The 16,633-nt window shown below is 72.2% G+C and carries 14 protein-coding genes; 8 read left to right on the top strand and 6 right to left on the bottom strand.

The genetic code is table 11. From position 1 onward, the window contains the following. Positions 1-102: 102 nt before the first annotated feature. Entirely contained in the window at positions 103-1,359 is a 1,257-nt protein-coding gene (locus tag ACZBH1_RS12300; protein WP_463646512.1) for a WS/DGAT domain-containing protein, read from the top strand. A 37-nt stretch (positions 1,360-1,396) separates the two neighbouring features. Here ACZBH1_RS12300 and ACZBH1_RS12295 read toward each other — a convergent pair whose 3' ends face one another. Further along, entirely contained in the window at positions 1,397-1,903 is a 507-nt protein-coding gene (locus ACZBH1_RS12295) for a flavodoxin family protein (protein WP_452325057.1), read from the bottom strand. A gap of 125 nt (positions 1,904-2,028) precedes the next feature. Here ACZBH1_RS12295 and ACZBH1_RS12290 point away from each other — a divergent pair, with 125 nt between their 5' ends. Continuing rightward, positions 2,029-4,002 carry an ABC1 kinase family protein gene (locus ACZBH1_RS12290; RefSeq protein ID WP_463646511.1) on the top strand — a complete coding sequence of 658 codons (1,974 nt, stop codon included), beginning with the start codon at positions 2,029-2,031 and terminating at the stop codon, positions 4,000-4,002. Here ACZBH1_RS12290 and ACZBH1_RS12285 read toward each other — a convergent pair. Then, complete coding sequence (locus ACZBH1_RS12285; protein ID WP_463646510.1) at positions 3,983-6,571, bottom strand: cation-translocating P-type ATPase; 2,589 nt, start codon at positions 6,569-6,571, stop codon at positions 3,983-3,985. The two genes, ACZBH1_RS12290 and ACZBH1_RS12285, sit on opposite strands and share 20 nt — an antisense overlap. A 158-nt stretch (positions 6,572-6,729) precedes the next feature. Here ACZBH1_RS12285 and ACZBH1_RS12280 point away from each other — a divergent pair, with 158 nt between their 5' ends. Together ACZBH1_RS12280 and ACZBH1_RS12275 are read left to right on the top strand one after the other, a co-directional pair. Then, positions 6,730-8,454 carry a sensor histidine kinase gene (locus ACZBH1_RS12280; protein WP_463646509.1) on the top strand — a complete coding sequence of 575 codons (1,725 nt, stop codon included), beginning with the start codon at positions 6,730-6,732 and terminating at the stop codon, positions 8,452-8,454. Further along, positions 8,451-9,086 (top strand): response regulator, encoded by a 636-nt coding sequence (locus ACZBH1_RS12275; RefSeq protein WP_336396628.1) that lies wholly within the window; start codon positions 8,451-8,453, stop codon positions 9,084-9,086. Before ACZBH1_RS12280 ends, ACZBH1_RS12275 begins: the two co-directional genes overlap by 4 nt. Positions 9,087-9,098: 12 nt before the next feature. On the opposite strand, the gene ACZBH1_RS12270 is transcribed toward ACZBH1_RS12275, so the two are convergent. Both ACZBH1_RS12270 and ACZBH1_RS12265 read right to left on the bottom strand, forming a co-directional pair. Beyond that, positions 9,099-9,572: a hypothetical protein gene (locus ACZBH1_RS12270; RefSeq protein ID WP_463646508.1), complete on the bottom strand. Its 474-nt coding sequence runs from the start codon at positions 9,570-9,572 to the stop codon at positions 9,099-9,101. A gap of 37 nt (positions 9,573-9,609) precedes the next feature. Beyond that, positions 9,610-10,449 (bottom strand): universal stress protein, encoded by an 840-nt coding sequence (locus ACZBH1_RS12265; RefSeq protein ID WP_463646507.1) that lies wholly within the window; start codon positions 10,447-10,449, stop codon positions 9,610-9,612. Between the two features lie 186 nt (positions 10,450-10,635). Here ACZBH1_RS12265 and ACZBH1_RS12260 point away from each other — a divergent pair, with 186 nt between their 5' ends. Genes ACZBH1_RS12260 through ACZBH1_RS12250 form a run of 3 tightly spaced genes read left to right on the top strand, consistent with a single transcriptional unit; the run spans position 10,636 to position 13,267 of the window. Beyond that, positions 10,636-11,388, top strand: a complete 753-nt coding sequence (locus ACZBH1_RS12260) for an SDR family NAD(P)-dependent oxidoreductase (RefSeq protein ID WP_336396631.1) — start codon at positions 10,636-10,638, stop codon at positions 11,386-11,388. Between the two features lies 1 nt (position 11,389). Then, the gene (locus tag ACZBH1_RS12255) at positions 11,390-11,851 is read left to right on the top strand and encodes a pyridoxamine 5'-phosphate oxidase family protein (RefSeq protein WP_336396632.1); all 462 of its coding nucleotides are present in this window, start codon (positions 11,390-11,392) and stop codon (positions 11,849-11,851) included. Between the two features lie 51 nt (positions 11,852-11,902). Beyond that, entirely contained in the window at positions 11,903-13,267 is a 1,365-nt protein-coding gene (locus ACZBH1_RS12250) for an MBL fold metallo-hydrolase RNA specificity domain-containing protein (protein ID WP_463646506.1), read from the top strand. A 73-nt stretch (positions 13,268-13,340) separates the two neighbouring features. Here ACZBH1_RS12250 and ACZBH1_RS12245 read toward each other — a convergent pair whose 3' ends face one another. Beyond that, positions 13,341-13,832 (bottom strand): universal stress protein, encoded by a 492-nt coding sequence (locus ACZBH1_RS12245; RefSeq protein ID WP_463646505.1) that lies wholly within the window; start codon positions 13,830-13,832, stop codon positions 13,341-13,343. 138 nt (positions 13,833-13,970) lie between these two features. On the opposite strand from ACZBH1_RS12245, the gene ACZBH1_RS12240 reads away from it, so the two are divergent. Continuing rightward, the gene (locus tag ACZBH1_RS12240) at positions 13,971-14,174 is read left to right on the top strand and encodes a hypothetical protein (RefSeq protein WP_336396636.1); all 204 of its coding nucleotides are present in this window, start codon (positions 13,971-13,973) and stop codon (positions 14,172-14,174) included. A 30-nt stretch (positions 14,175-14,204) separates the two neighbouring features. Here ACZBH1_RS12240 and ppsA read toward each other — a convergent pair whose 3' ends face one another. After that, entirely contained in the window at positions 14,205-16,625 is a 2,421-nt protein-coding gene (gene ppsA / locus ACZBH1_RS12235; protein ID WP_463646504.1) for a phosphoenolpyruvate synthase, read from the bottom strand. Between the last annotated feature and the right edge of the window lie 8 nt (positions 16,626-16,633).

Below are 16,633 nucleotides of genomic sequence, written 5' to 3'. Positions count from 1 at the left end.
ACCGGTGGGCGCCGCCGCACACTGGAGCACGCGCCATCGGTGCCGCGATGCCGTCGGTGAGCGGAACGGATGCCGCACCACGGCGCGGGAGGGAGGCCTGACGTGCGACGGGAGCGAGCACTCAGACCGGCCGACGAGGCCAATCTCGTCCTCGACCACCCCGGCCAGGTCAACGTCTTCCTGGTCGCCGGCCTGCTCGCACCGGGAGGGTTCGTCTCAGACGCCGGCGAGCTCGACGCGGAGGCCGTCCGGGCGGCGGTGGGGCGCCGGGTCGCCGGCATCCCGGAGCTGCGACAGGTGCCCGTCCGCGCCGGCCGCCACCACGAGTGGGCGGAGCGCGAACCGGATCTCGCTGCGCAGGTCCGCGTCGTCCCGGCCATCGAGGGACTCGAGGAGCTCGAGCGGAGGTGCGGTGCCCTCATGGTCGAGCCCCTGCCGCTCACGAGACCGCCGTGGGAGCTGCTTCTCGCGCCGGCGCACGGCGGCGCCGCGATGATCCTCCGGATCCACCACGTCCTCGCGGACGGCATGGCCGCGGCGGACCTCATCCGGAGGCTGCTGGCGGACGCGACGGCGACCACCGACGAGCCGATCGCTCCGCCGCGGCGCCCGTCCCCCGCGCTGGCGGCGGGCAGCCGCGTCGGCCGCGCCCTGTTCGGGCTGCGGCGGACCATGACGACGCTGACCGCGCGAGGCCTTCCCGAGACGGTGCTGCTGGGTGCGCGCAGCAGCCGTCACGGCGTGATCTTCGCCGACGCCGATCTCGGGCGGATCGCCGCGGCCGCCCACGGCGTGGACGCGACGGTGAACGACGCCGCGCTCGCCGTCGCCGCGGCCGGGTACCGCGCCGCCCTCGCGCAGAGCGGTCATCCGGTGCCGTCGGAGCTGCCGGTGTCGGTCCCCGTCGCGCTGACCCGGCGCGGAGATTCCCGCAACCAGGTGGGGGTCATGCTCGTCCGCCTGCCGTTGCGTGGCGACGAGGTGAGGGACAACGTCGCCCGGATCGCCGTGCAGACGCGGACGGAGAAGGTGCAAGCGCGCCGCCAGGGCACGCTGGAGCTCATGCGCGGCCCGGTGGGCGCTCGGATCATGGACCGCATCGCGCACCGGCAGCACCTGGTCGGCGGGTTCGTGACGAATGTGCCCGGTCCGGCTCACGAGCTGCACCTCGCCGGCGCTGCGCTCACCCAGCTCTGGCCGGTCTCCGTGCTGGCCGCGAACGTGCGACTGGGCGTCGCGGTGGTCTCGTATGCCGGGCGGCTCTGCGTCGGCGTGCACTTCGACGCCGGCTACATCGACGGCGCCGCTGTGGCATCCGCGGTGCGCAGCGAGCTGGCCGCGCTCGAGTCGATCCGCTGAGCACCGCCGCCCCGCGGGCCCGGTTCGGGACCGGCGCTCACCCCGCGAGCTGCTCGGTCAGGCCATGCCCCCACTCGCGGGCGCGCTGGAGCTCCCCGTCCACGAGGGGTCCCTCGTAGCCCTTCACCAGGAAGCTCGCCGGATCCAGCACGTCGAACCCGAGCTTCCTCGCGAGGCGCGTGGCCGTGTGCGAGGCCGCCCCGGGCAGGAGCGCCATGTCGTCCACGCGCGTGTCGAACGCGGCGAAGGCGTAAGGCCGTTCCGGCGCCGGCAGTGCCTCCAGCCACTCGCGGATGCCTTCGGGCACATCCGTGAACGCGCCGCCGTGACGAGCCGCCTCCCGGCGTGTGACATCCCGGGACAGCGAGAAGACATGGGTGGGCGCCCCGACGACGACCATGTCGATGTCGGCGGGCACCGCGGTGGGCGCATCGACGACGTCCGCGACGGCGACATCCGCTCCGTCCGCCATGCCGTCGGCGATCGCCTGCGCGATGCGACGCGTGTTGCCGAACATCGATTCGTAGACCACCAGCGCGCGCATGGCGACTCCTTCCGTCGGCGGCTCCTGTCGCCGCTCCCCCTCCAGCGTCGTCGTCGGAGCCGCGAGGGATGGGGTCTTTGGTCCTTCCCCGCCGCCGCGGCAGTCGCGTCTGCAAGAATTCGGACATGCCGCAATGGCTCCTGTTCGGTCTGTTCTCGGTCGGTTTCGCCGCGCTCGCAGCCTGGGCCGCGCGGCGTCTCCTGGACGGGACGGTGGGCTGGGTCCGCTCCGTCGTGACGGCGCTCGTCGTGTTCCTGGCCGCGCTTCCGCTGGCCACCTGGTCGCTGCAGGTCGCCGGTGTGGTGGAGGGCGACCGGATCGTGGCAGACACCCCCGTCGCCCTCTCGTTCCTCGCCCTCACGCTGGGCTGGCTGTTCGCCGCCGTCGTGGCCTGCGTCGTCACCCTCGAGTTCGCCTGGCCGTCGCACGGGCTGCGGAATCCGATCACCTCCATCCGCGAGGCGTTCCGCCGCCGCGACCGCGCGCGGCGGTACACGCAGATCCTCTCGATCGCCTCCCGTCACGGCATCGGGCTGTTCGGCACGCCCCGCACCCCGCCCGCACCGCGGGAGCTGGCGGTCGCCCTCGTCGCCGCGATGAATGAAGCGGGAGTCACCTTCGTCAAGCTGGGGCAGGTGCTCTCCGCCCGCGACGACGTGCTCCCTCGCGAGCTGGTGACGGCGTTCGCGACACTGCAGATGGAGTCGACTCCGATCCCCTGGTCCGAAGCCGAGGCGGCCATCCGCGCCGAGGTGAACGGGACGATCGGCGACGTCTTCGCGCACATCGATCCGGAGCCGCTCGCCGCCGCCTCGGTCGCCCAGGTGCACGCGGCGCAGCTGCGCAACGGCGACGACGTCGTCATCAAGATCCAGCGCCCGCTCGCCCGGCGGCAGGTCACCACCGACCTCGACATCCTCCACCGACTGGCCACCGACCTCGAGCGGCGCACGGACTGGGCGAAGGAGTACGGCGCGGTCGCACTCGTCGACGAGTTCGCCCGCGCGCTCCACGACGAGCTCGACTACCGCATCGAGCTCGACAGCACCGAGATGCTGCGGGCCGCCACTGCGGCCTCCGCCTCGTCGCTGCGCATCCCCCGGACGTATCGCGAGCTCTCGACGGAGCGGATGCTGCTGCTGGAGCGCGTGGTGGGGACCCCGTTCACGCACGTCTCATCGGCGATCCTGCCTCCGGAGGAGTCGTCGGCGATCGCGGACGAGATCGTGAGGTCGGTGTTCGACCAGGTGCTGGTGCGCGGCGTCTTCCACGCCGACCTCCACGCCGGCAATCTCATCCTGGGCGACGCCCGAGAGGACGGAGCCGCGCGCGAGGTCACCCTCATCGACTTCGGGTCGGTCGGGATCGTCGAGAAGAGCCTGCGCCGCCTCCTCATCCCGCTGCTGATCGCGATCTCCAACGAGGACGACGCCGTGACCACGGACCTCGTGCTGCTGATCTGCGGACACGGCGAATCGCTGAACAAGGCGGCGCTCCAGCGCGACATCGGCGTCGTGATCACCCGCGTGCACAACAGCCCCACACACGAGAACATCTTCCGGCTGCTCCTGGATGCGCTGCGCCGGCACCGCCTGGCCATCCCGCCGTCGCTGCTCCTCGTGCTGCGCACCCTCGGCTCGCTCGAGGGCACGCTGCGGCTGCTCCAGCCGGATTACGACCTCACGCGGCGGGGCCTGGAGCTCGCTCCGGCCACGGCGCTGCGGCGGATCTCGATGCACGACATGCTCCTGACGGCGCAGTCGCAGGGCGCCGTGCTCATCGAGGGGGCGCGCCGCCTCAGCCGCCGCATCGAGAGCATCTCGCGCGACCTGGACAGCGGCACGTTCTCGGTGCGCGTTCGGATGTTCGAGGACGGACGGGAGCGCTCGTGGGTCGACGGGATCGTCTCCCGCATGACGATCACGATCGTGGGCGTGACCCTCGTGATCGCCGGCGTCATGCTCAGCGTCAGCGACACCGGCCCCATGGTCACCGACCAGGTGCCGGCGTTCTCGTTCCTGGGCAGCGTGCTCACCCTGGGCGGGCTCCTCCTGCTGCTGCGGAGCCTCAGCCGATCTTTCACGAGCCGCGGGTCGTAGCATCCGGCGCGGTTGATGCCGGGAGCCTCCCCTCCCGCTCGCGGATCCGGCGACGCCGAAGCTTCGAGAGCCCGTCGACCATCACGATCGCGGGCACCGCGAGCGCTGCCAGCCCCCATCCGAGAAGCGGCGGCCAGGCGCCGCCGAGGAGGTCCACGAGGAACGGGATGCCGAGGAAGGCGACGAGCAGGACCGCCTGAGCGGCGACCGCGACGAGCAGCAGCCGGTTGGTCCGCGGGTGCATCCGCCACACCGGCCGGACCGTGCTGCGGCACGCGAACGCCGTCGCCATCTGGCCCAGCACGATCGCGGCGAACGCCGTCCCCGAGGCGCCGGCCATCACCTCCGGGTCCACGTCGTCACCCCACTGCCACCCCGCGACGAGCAGGACGCCCAGGAAGGCGCCGAGCGCGACGACGGCCTCGGTGAGCCCGAGCAGGAAGAACGCGCGTGAGAGCAGGGCCCGGTCCACGATCGACCGTCGCGCGGGCCCCTGCATCACGTCATCCCGCGCCGGTTCGGCACCGAGCGCCAGGGCGGGCAGCATGTCGCTCCCGATGTCGAGCGCGATCACCTGCATCACCCCGATCGCGAGCGGGACGGAGCCGCCCGAGAGCGCCCACACCACGAACGGGGCGAGCTCGGCGACGTTGTCGGTGAGGTGGTAGGTGAGGAAGCGCCGGATGTTCTTGAAGGTCGCCCTCCCGAGTTCGACGGCGGCCACGATCGTCGCGAGATGGTCGTCCAGCAGCACCACGTCGGCCGCCTCGCGCGCGACGTCGCTTCCGCTGGCCCCCATGGCGACCCCGACGTCGGCTTCGCGCAGCGCGGGCGCGTCGTTGACGCCGTCCCCCGTCATGGCGACCACGTGCCCGTGGCCGCGAAGGGCCCGGGCGATCCGCAGCTTGTCGGCGGGCGTCGCCCGCGCCACCACCACCCCGTCGTCGTGGTCGACAGCGTCGGCCAGCTCCTCGTCCGTGGTGGGCAGGCTTGGCCCGTCCAGGACGACCCCCCGGGGGCCGAGCAGACCGACCTCGCGGGCGATCGCGGCACCGGTGCGCGGGTGGTCGCCGGTGATCATCGCGATCCGGATGCCGGCATCCCGGCATTTCTCCAGCGCCTCGCGCACCCCCGCGCGGGGCGGATCCTCCAGGGCCAGCACCCCGGCGAAGTCGAGGTCGTGCTCCATCTCGGGCGACGGCGCGGCGGTCCAGGTGCGGGTGGCGACGGCGAGCACGCGCCTGCCCGCGCCCGTCAGCTCGTGCACGGCGTCCGCGATATGAGGGGGAACCGCGCGGCAGCGGGCCAGGACCGCCTCCGTCGCACCGAGCACCGACACCTGATCGCCGTCCAGCGACGAGCTCAGCAGGCGGTCGGCCGTATAGGGCACGCGATGACCTGTGGCCTCGGCATCCGTCCCCACCCGCAGCGCGAGGCTGTGGAACGCCGCCTCCATCGGGTCGCCCGCCGCCTCCCACCGGCCCTCGCGCTCGACCACCCTGCCGGCCACGCACCGCAGCGCGGCCCGCGCGGCGCGGGGAACGAGCGCGACCGCCTCGGGTGGCCCGGCCAGGTCGGCGGTGGGAGCGTACCCCTCGCCGCGGATCCGGACGATCCCCGCAGCCGTCACGACCTCGAGCACGTTCATGCGGTTCTCGGTGAGGGTGCCGGTCTTGTCGCTGCAGATGAAGGTCGTGGCGCCGAGCGTCTCGACGGCGTCCAGCCGGCGCACCAGAGCGTGCTTCTCGGCCATCAGCTCGGCGCCGCGCGCCAGGGAGAGCGTCACCGTCGGCAGCATCCCCTCTGGCACCAGCGCCACCGACACGCCGATGGCGAAGACGAAGGCCTGGGTGAGCCCCAGCCCCAGCAGGAGGGAGGTCGCCCCCAGGCCCACCCCGACGATCGCGGCGATGACGGCGATGACGCGCACGACGCGCTTGAGCTCGAGGGTCATCGGGCTCGGCGGGCGCTGCGCACCGGCGGTCAGACGGCCGATGTCGGCCAGCACCGTCCGGGAGCCGGTGGCCACGACCACGGCGCGCGCCTCGCCCTGGACGACGAACGTCCCCCCGCGCAGGATGTCTCCGGGGGCGTGTCGCACGACGGCGCTCTCCCCCGTCAGGAGCGACTCGTCCAGCGCGAGATCCGCGGCGCTGACGACATCCAGGTCCGCCGCCACGCGATCGCCCGCCGCCAGCAGCACGACGTCCCCCGGCACGAGGTCGGCCGCCGGGACGGTGACCGCCTCGCCGTCACGCACCACGCGGGCTGCCATCGGAAGCAGCCGGCTCAGCCGCTGGGCCGACCTGTCGGCCCGGTACTCCTGCGCGAACGCGAACGCGGCGTTCAGGGCCACGATGACGACGATGGCGATCGCCAGCGCCGGGATGCCGGCCAGCACCGCGAGCGCGGCGGCGATCCACAGCAGCACCGCCAGGAGGTGCGTGAGCTCACGGAGGATCATCCGCCAGGGCGACACGCGTCTGCCGTGGGGCACGACATTCGGCCCGACTTCCGCGAGACGGGCTGCTGCTTCTCTCGACGTGAGGCCGGTGTCGTTCAAGACCACCTCCGTATGGTCTCGCCGAGCCGCCCCGGATGTCGGGACCTTCGTCCCCGCTCCGCCGCGGTTCGGACGCGCGCTCCGCGGCTGCGCGTCGCCCCAGCCCTGGCGGCACCGGTAGCGGTGTCATACTGTGGGCCTCGGCGCCGAGGGGAGCGGACAGGATGGCGGAGGATGAGCTGGCGTTCCCCGATGGTCCGCGCCTGGACCTCGACGAGGCGCTGGCGACGCTCCTCGTGCAGGCCGAGAGGGTGCGAACCAGCCAGGGACGACTGCGCGCACTGCTGGGCGCCACCCGGGCTGTCGTCGAAGAGAGCGATCTGAGCTCGGTGCTGCGGCGGATCGCGGAGGCTGCGACCTCGCTGGTGAACGCGCAGTACGGTGCGCTCGGGGTGATCGCCCCCGAAGGGGACGCCCTGGAGGAGTTCATCTACGTGGGTCTCTCGCCGGAGCGGGCTTCCCAGATCGGCGATCTGCCGACCGGGCACGGCCTGCTGGGAGCGCTCATCGCCGACCCGCGACCCATCCGCCTTCCGCAGATGTCCGACGACCCGCGGGCGGCGGGATTCCCGGCGCACCACCCGCGGATGGACTCGTTCCTCGGTGTGCCCGTGCGCGTGCGCGGCGAGGTGTTCGGCAACCTCTACCTCACGAACCACCGCGACGGCGCCTTCTCGGACGAGGACGAGAGGCTCGTCGAGGCCCTGGCCACCACCGCGGGGTTCGCGGTGGAGAACGCGCGGCTGCTCGACGAGGCGCGCACCCGCGAGCGGTGGATGACCGCGGCCGCCGAGCTGTCGGCGGCACTGCTGTCGTCGGCCACCGACACCGCGTTCGACCTCATCGCCGGCCGGCTGTTCGACGTGCCCGGCAACGACAAGGTGACCGTCCTGCTCGCCGACGAGTCCACCTCGGCGCTCAAGATCGTCGCCGCGCGGGGTCTCGATGAGGCGGAGCTGCGCGGAAGGGTCGTGGAGACGGATGCCACGTGCGCGGGCGAGGTGGTCACCTCGGGCCGCGCCCGCGCGGTCGGGCGGGAGCCGGCGTCCGCGGACGACCCGGTGCGCATGTGGGAGGACGGCCTGGCGGGACCGATCGCCGCAGCGCCCCTGCGCACCCGCAGCCGGCTGTGGGGCGTGGTGTGCGCAGCGCGTCACCCGGACCGGCGACGCTTCACCGCCACGGAGCTGACGAGCATCGCCGACTTCGCCTCGCGCGCGACCATCGCCCTGGAGCTCGCGTACGCGCGGGAGGAGGGCCAGCGGTCGCTGCTGGCCGAGGACCGCCGGCGCATCGCGCGAGACCTCCACGACCACGTCATCCAGCAGCTGTTCGGAACCGGGCTGACCCTCCAGGCGATCGCCGGCAGCACCGCGCCGGGACCCGATGCCGACCGCCTGAACGAGTCCATCGACCAGCTGGACGATGCGATCTCGCAGATCCGGACCGTCGTCTTCGCCCTGTCGCATCGGGACGAGAGCTCGCTGCGTCACCGGGTGATCGACGTCGTGGCGGATCTGTCGGCCACGCTGCGGCATCCGCCCGCCATCAGATTCACCGGACCGGTGGACCATGCGATCACCGGCCCGTTCCTCGAAGACGTCGTGGGGGTCGCCCGGGAGCTGCTGAGCAACGCGGTGCGGCACTCCGGCGCCGACCGGATCTCGGTGGAGGTGGCCGTCGTAGAGGACGACGTCGTGGTGCTGGTCGAGGACGACGGAGTGGGAGTGGACGAGGGCGGACGGCGCAGCGGCCTGGCCAACCTGACCGAGAAGGCGGCGCAGCGCGGCGGAGTCTTCGCGGTCGAGTCCCGCGCCGGCGCGACCGCGGCCCGGTGGAGCGCCCCCCTGCACCCGAGCCGGTCCCAGGGCGAGGGAGGCAACCGGTGATCAGCGTCTTCCTGGTCGACGATCACGAGATCGTCCGTCGCGGGCTCTCCGACCTCGTCCGGTCGCAGGCGGACCTCGAGGTCGTCGGCGAGGCGGGGACCGTACGCCAGGCGATAGGGCGGATCGAAGCCACCGTGCCGGATGTCGCGGTGCTGGACGTGCGCCTGCCCGATGGCAGCGGCATCGACCTGTGCCGCGACATCCGCTCCCGCATCCCCACCGTGGCCTGCCTCATCCTCACCGCCTACGACGACGACGCCGCGGTGAGCGCGTCGGTGCTCGCCGGCGCGGCGGGGTATGTGCTCAAGGACGTCGGCGGGCCCAGGCTCGTCGACGCGATCCGCGCCGTCGCGGCCGGTCGTTCGCTGATGAACGACGCCGTCGTGCAGCGTGCGACGGCCAGGATCCGCGAGCGCGCCGACGACCCCGACCCACGCCTCGGATCACTGGGGCTGCGGGAACGCCAGATCCTGCGCCTGATCGCCGACGGACTGACCAACCGGCAGATCGGTGAGCAGCTGGGCATCGCCGAGAAGACGGTGAAGAACTACGTCTCCTCGCTGCTGAGCAAGCTCGGGCTGGAACGCCGCACCCAGGCGGCGGTGTTCGAGCTGGAGCACCGCGGCGACTGATCCGCGCGGAGCTCAGCCGTGCGCGTGCGGCGCGCGGCGGGACCGGAGGGGGACGAACGTCGACCGGTGCATCGCCCTCACCTCGTCCAGGAGCCCCAGCAGCACCATGGTCAGCGCGAGCTCGACCAGGCCGATGACGAAGTACAGCGCCTGCAGGAAGCTGAACGGGATGTAGGCCATCTGGACGAAGATCCAGACGACGCAGCTGAACCCGCCCACCGCCGCGAGCAACGTCCCCCACCGGGAGTCGGTCAGCACGGCGACGAACGCCATGGCGTGGACGCCGGCCACGAGCACGATGAGCGCCAGGCCCGGAACGAGGTACGACCGGAAGGGCGAGCCCTCGAGATACTCGGCCGGCGGCATCAGCACCGTTGCGAGCGTCGGATCGATGCTTCCCACGACGAGCGCGAGACCTCCCGCGAGCGCCGTGACGGCCACGAAGGCCTGCACGATCAGCAGGGTCATGCGAGAGACGCGGACCATGGTTCACTCCTCATCGAGTCCGGGACGCAGCGGCGTCTCAGCCAGTCCGGGACGCGGCGGCGTCCTGTGGAACGACGGCGACCGGGCATTCGGCGCGCCAGAGCACCTCCTGCACGACCGAGCCGAGCAGGCTCCCCGCCAGCACACCGCGGTGGTGCGTGCCCATGACGAGCATCGAGCTGCGGGGTCCGTAGCGCAGCAGGGCGGCCGACTGGCTGTCGCGCACGAGCTCGGTCTTGAGCTCGAGGGTCGGATACCGCTCCATCACCCAGCTCACCGCGTCGTCGAGCGTCGCGCGGTGCTCGGCCATCGCGCTCTCGGGGGTGAGCACGAGCGCGGTGGCGCCGGAGAAGGACGGAGCGGGCATGAGCCAGGCGTGCACGAGCCGGATCGCGGTGCGGGTGGCGGCCGCCTCTGCAGCCGCGAAGGCGAGCGCGGCGCCGGACGAGTCGTCGTCCGAGATCCCGATGGTGACGGGTTCTCCGAGATCCACCCAGCCGGCCGGCACCATCACGACCGGCACCTGCGCCATGGTGCTGAGCCGCAGCGGGATCGCACCGGCCATCGCCGTGCGGATCGGGTGCCCGGGATTGATGCCGACGACGAGGAGATCGGTGTCGTCCGCGATCTCGGCCAGCGACTCCGGCACCCCGCCCTCGAGCCGGTGCAGCTCGACGCCGATGCCCGGGACGTGCTCGCGGAGGAACTCCTCGGCGTGCGCCAGCTGATCCAGCGCCGACGCGCGGTCCGTCGCCGAACGCCCCACGACGTTCACGAGACCGACGTTCGCGATCTCGCGGCTCGCGCGCCCGGCCACCCAGGACAACGCCGAGACGGATGCCGGACTCCCGTCGTAGCCGAGAACGATGCGTTCCATGAGCCGCTCCCCTGTGTCGCGCGGCAGGTCTGCCGCTGCTGAGAGTCAAACCCCGGCGTCGTCGCCCGCTCGGGCCGAAGGTCCCACGGCCGTCGCCGTGCTGTCTCGGGCCGCGCCGACGGGACCTTCGACCCGAGCCAGGAGACGACGATCGGCTCGGATGAGGGTGACAGGAAAGGGACAGCCATGACTCTCCAATCCCAGCGGTTCACCGGGCGCACCGTCGTCGTCACCGGAGCGGGTGCCGGCATCGGTCGTGCGACCGTGGAGCGCCTCGCCGCGGAGGGGTGCCGCGTCATCGCAGTCGATGTCTCCGCCGAACGACTGACCTCCCTCGCCGACGAGATCGGCGGCGACCTCGTCACCGTCACCGCCGACATCTCGGACGCGGCGGGCGTCGACGACATCGTCGCCGCGGCGGGGCCCCGCATCGACGGCCTCGCGAATGTGGCGGGCATCATGGACGGCTTCGAGCCGACGGCGGAGATCGCGGATGCGACATGGGAACGGGTCCTCGCGGTGAACCTGACCGGCATGATGATGCTGACCCGCGCCGTGCTGCCGGGGATGATCGCCCGCGGGGCCGGAAGCATCGTCAACGTCGGCTCCGAGGCGGGTCAGCGCGGCTCGGCCGCCGGCACCCCCTACACGACGTCGAAGCACGCGGTGAACGGCTTCACCGTCAGCACGGCCTTCTTCTACACGCCGAAGGGAGTGCGGTGCAACGCCGTGGCTCCGGGTCCGGTGGCGACGAGCATCGAAGCCCCCTTCCGCTCGGAGTGGGCGCAGACCCGCCTCGGGCCGTTCTTCCAGACCAACCTTCCGCCGGTCGCGCAGCCCCCGCAGCTGGCCGCCGCGATCACCTGGCTGCTCAGCGACGATGCGTCGAACGTGTCGGGGGCGGTCATCCCGGTGGACGGCGGATGGGCGGCGATCTGAGATGCCGCGCCGAGACGCCGACCCGCCCCGCATCCTCCCCGCCCCGGTGCACGCCGCGCTGATCGCCACCGCGGTCGACGAGCTGGACGAGGCAGAGTGCTGGATGCTGCTCGCCGGCGCCCACGTCGGCCGCCTGGCCGTGATCGGCTCCGACGAGCGGCCCGACATCTTCCCGATGGACTATCTGGTCTCGGCTGGACGGGTCTTCGTCCGCTCCGGGCCCGGACAGAAGCTGAAGGACCTCGCCCGCAACCCGCACGTCGCCTTCCAGGCCGACGGGGACGCGGACGGCTTCCGCTGGAGCGTCGTGCTGCGCGGCACCGCTCGCCGCCTCGATCGGGACGACGAGATCGAGGCGTCCGGCGTGCTCGACCTCCAGTCCACCAGCCCGACCGGCAAGTACGACTACGTCGAGATCGCACCGGTCACGGTCACCGGCCGACGATTCCGTCCGCAGCGCTGACGCACCCGCGGCGTCGTCGGAGATGAGAAAGGGGATCTGATGAGCCCGGCGATGAGCGCGCAACTGCGGTTCCTGGGCGCGGCCGACACCGTGACCGGGTCACGCTATCTCGTCACGGTCGGAGAGCGGCGGGTCCTCGTGGACTGCGGCATGTTCCAGGGATACAAGGTGCTCCGCGACCGCAACCGCGCCGCGTTCCCGGTGCCGCCCTCGTCGATCGACGCCGTCGTGCTGTCGCACGCGCACCTCGATCACTCCGGATACCTGCCGGCCCTCGTCCGCGACGGCTTCCGCGGCCGCGTCCACACCACCGACGGCACCGCAGAGCTGTGCCGCATCATGCTGCCGGACTCCGCACACCTGCTCGAGGAGGAGGCCCGGTACGCGGCCAAGGGAAGGTGGTCCAAGCACGCTCATCCCGAGCCGCTGTACCGGGTGGACGACGCGATGGCCGCGCTCGAGCACCTGCATCCCCAGCCGTTCGGCGAGCAGCGGGCCGTCGCCGACGGCGTCGAACTGGAGCTCGTTCCCGCCGGGCACATCCTGGGAGCCGCGGGCGTGCGCCTTCGCGTCGCCGGCCGCGTGATCCACTTCACGGGCGATCTGGGGCGGGCGGACGACCCCCTCATGCGGCCTCCTGCTCCGATGGCGGCCGCCGACGTCCTCGTCACGGAGTCCACGTACGGCGATCGGCATCACGTCGCCGAGAACCCGGAGCGTCTCCTCGGCGACGTCGTCCGCCGCGTCACCGGTCGCGGCGGCGTGGTGCTGATCCCCGCGTTCGCCGTCGGCCGCACCGAGACGGTCCTGCTGCACCTGTCGAGACTGCTCGACCGCGGCGAGATCCCCGCCGTGCCGATCTACGTCAACAGCCCGATGGCCGTCGACGTGGTCGACGTCTATCGGCGGCATCCCTCGGAGCACCGGATCGCGGTCGACGAGCTGGAACGGATGTACCGCCTGCCCACGCTCGTCACCAGCGTCGACGACTCGAAGCTGCTGAATCTTCGCGGAGGGCCGATGGTGATCATCTCGGCGAGCGGGATGCTCACCGGTGGCCGCGTGCTGCATCACCTCGCCGCCTACGGCCCTGAGCGATCGAACGCGATCGTGCTGACCGGGTTCCAGGCCGGGGGAACGCGCGGCGCGGCACTGGCCCGCGGCATCCGGTCGCTGCGGGTCTTCGGCAGGGACGTGCCCATCCGCGCGGAGGTCCACAACCTCGACACCATGTCGGCGCACGCCGACGCCGATGAGCTGATCGAATGGATGACGTCCGCGCCGCGCGCCCCCGGCGCGGTCTACGTGACGCACGGCGAGCCATCCGCCGCCGACACGCTGCGAGCGCGGATCACCCACGAGCTGGGCTGGCCCGCTCGCGTGCCCGAGCACATGGAGTCCGTGGCTATCGCGTGACCCGCCTGGCCGGCCGGGACAGGCACGCGAAAACACGGCCCGGGGCCCCACACCCCGGGCCGCTCCCCCAGCTCTAGTGGTCGCGGACGATGAGGACCGGGCAGTGCGCGTGCGTGGCGCAGGCGGAGCTCACCGAGCCGAGCAGGAGGCCGGTCAGCCCCCCGTGCCCGCGGGTGCCGACGACGAGCATCGCCGCATCCTTCGACGCGGCGACGAGATCGCGGGCCGCACTCCCGTTCCACGCGCTGCTGGTGAACCAGCTCGGCGTGCCGTCCGGGAAGACGCGGGCTGCGGCATCCGCCCCCAGCTCTTCCGCGTTGCGCTGCAGGTCGTCGTAGGTGCCCGGGTAGTACCATCCCAGCCCGTCGCTCCACTGCAGCGTCGGATAGTCCCAGACGACCAGTCCGTGCACGGGAAGGCCGAGCTTGGGCGCGATGTCGGCGGCGTAGGCGAGGGCGTCCAGCGCCTCGGCGGAGCCGTCGACGCCGACGAGGATCCCGGGCTCAGACCAGGGCAGCGGCGGACGTGCCGCGTGACGGTCGGGAGCGGTCTGCGACTCGGACATGCGGCCATCCTCGCGCCCGCCGCGCCGCCCCCCATAGGCCGAAGGTCCCGCGCGCCGACGGCCCCGGTCCGCGGGACGTTCGACCCGACCGCGAGGGCCCCCGCGGTCGAGTCTGGTGGCGAGCGAAAGGGGTCGGCCATGACCGAGAGCCGCCGCAGCGTCCAGGTGGTCGAGAGCAACGGCACGTGGGGGGTGTTCTTCCTGCTGGCGTACATCGGGGCGGCGATCTACTTCGTCTCGGCGTCCGACGGGTCCTTCTGGGGCGTGATCCTGGGACTCCTGCAGGCGATGGTCTGGCCGGTGTACGTGATCTACCACGTGCTCGTCCTGCTCGGCGCCTGATGTGCGACGGATGCCGCGCCCCGCGCGCCCTCAGGCGCCGACGCGGTCCGGCGCGGCGTCACGGCCCGGTTCGCGCGACGACGGGCGGCCGGCGAGCCGCAGCCAGGTGTCGACGACGGAGTCGGGATTGAGCGAGATCGACTGGATGCCCGCGTCGACGAGCCAGTCGGCGAAGTCGGGGTGATCGGACGGGCCCTGGCCGCAGATCCCCACGTACTTCCCACGACGGTTGCACGCGTCGATCGCCAGGCGCAGGATCTCGAGCACGGCGGGGTCGCGCTCGTCGAACCCCGCCGCGACCAGGTCGGAGTCGCGGTCGATCCCGAGCACGAGCTGCGTCATGTCGTTGGAGCCGATGGAGAAGCCGTCGAAGTGGTCGAGGAAGCGATCGGCCGTCAGCGCGTTGGACGGGATCTCGCACATCATCATGACCTCGAGGCCGTTGCGCCCTCGCTGCAGCCCGTTGGCCTCCAGTGCCGCCGTCACCGCCGCGGCCTCCGCGACGGTCCGCACGAACGGCACCATGATCTTGAGGTTGGTCAGGCCCATCTCGTCGCGGACGAAGCGCAGCGCCTCGCACTCCATGGCGAAGCACTCCTCGAAACTCGGCGTGATGTAGCGCGACGCGCCCCGCCACCCGAGCATCGGGTTCTCCTCGCGCGGCTCGTACCGCTCGCCGCCGAGCAGGTGGGCGTATTCGTTGGATTTGAAGTCGCTCGTGCGCACGATTACCGGCTCGGGCGCGAAGGCCGCGGCGATCGTCGCCACGCCCTCCGCGACGCGCCGGACGAAGAAGTCGCGCGGCGACGGATAGGCGGCGACGCGTCGCACCACCTCCGACCGCAGCGGTTCGTCGAGCGCGTCGGCGTCCAGGAGCGCGCGCGGATGGATGCCGATCTGGTGGCCGACGATGAACTCGAGCCGGGCCAGGCCCACACCCTGGTGCGGCAGCGCCGCGAGCGCGAAGGCCTGCTCGGGCGTGCCGACGTTCATCATCACGCGGACCGGGGGCTGCCCCATCCGCTCGACCGGGATGGTCTGCTCCACGAAGTCGAGCCGGCCGGCGTACACGAAGCCGTCGTCGCCCTCCGCGCACGAGACGGTGACCTCGGTGCCGTCGACGAGGTCGCTCGTCGCGGTGCCCGTTCCCACGACGGCGGGGATGCCGAGCTCGCGCGCGATGATCGCGGCGTGGCACGTGCGACCGCCCCGGTCGGTCACGATCGCGGCGGCCCGCTGCATGACCGGCTCCCAGTCGGGGTCGGTCATCTCGGCCACGAGGATGTCGCCGGGTTCGACCTTCGACATCTGCGCCGGGGAGGTCACCACGCGCACCCGACCCGCGCCCACGCGCTGTCCGATCGCGCGCCCCTCGAGGAGCACCGGCCCGCGCTCGCGCAGGACGAACCGCGTCAGGACGGGCCCGTGTGCGCGTGAGACCACCGTCTCGGGTCGGGCCTGCAGAATGTACAGACGTCCGTCGACCCCGTCTCGAGCCCACTCGATGTCCATGGCTCGGCCGTAATGGTCTTCGATGGTCAGCGCGTACCGGGCGAGCTCGTGCACCTCGTCATCCGAGATGCTGAAACGACGCCGGTCCTCCGCGGCGACACTGGTCATGGCGGTGCTCGTCCCCACATCGTGCCCCTCCGCGAACCGCAGCGCGACCGCCTTCTCACCCAGCTGCCGCTGCAGGATCGCCGGCCGCCCGTCTCGGAGCGAAGGCTTGTAGACCATGAACTCATCCGGGTTCACCTCGCCCTGCACCACGGCCTCACCCAGTCCGTAGGCGCTCGTGATGAGCACCGCGCGGTCGAAGCCCGACTCGGTGTCCACGGTGAACATCACTCCGGACGCGCCGATGTCCGACCGCACCATCCGCTGCACCGCGGCGGACAGCGCGACGTCGCCGTGGGCGAATCCCTGATGCACGCGGTAGGCGATGGCGCGATCGTTGTAGAGCGAGGCGAAGACGCTGCGCACCGCGTGCAGCAGATGGTCGATGCCGGCGATGTTCAGGTACGTCTCCTGCTGTCCCGCGAACGATGCGTCGGGCAGATCCTCGGCCGTCGCCGACGAGCGCACAGCCCAGGTCGCACCCTCGGCCGCGGCATCCGTCCCCGTCGACTCGGCGAAGGCGACGCGGATGTCGCGCTCGAGGTCGGCAGGAAGGGGCTGCGCCTCGATCCAGCCGCGGATCACGGCGCCGACACGGCTGAGCTCCACCACGTCCGACACGTCCAGCCGGGCCAGCTCCGCCTCGATGCGGTCGGCCAGGCCGTCGACCGCGAGGAACGAGCGGTACGCATCGGCCGTGGTGGCGAAACCGCCGGGAACCCGGACGCCGGCCGTGCTCAGCGTCGTGATCATCTCGCCCAGTGAGGCGTTCTTCCCGCCGACCTGCGGCAGGTCGGTCATCGTGATCCCGCTCAGCGGAAGGATGTTGGTCATGGGACGAC

The organism is Microbacterium sp. ZXT2-5 (genome assembly GCF_055329545.1).
The sequence above is the reverse complement of the archived record's forward strand: the minus strand, read 5'-3'. Positions and strand labels throughout refer to the sequence as shown.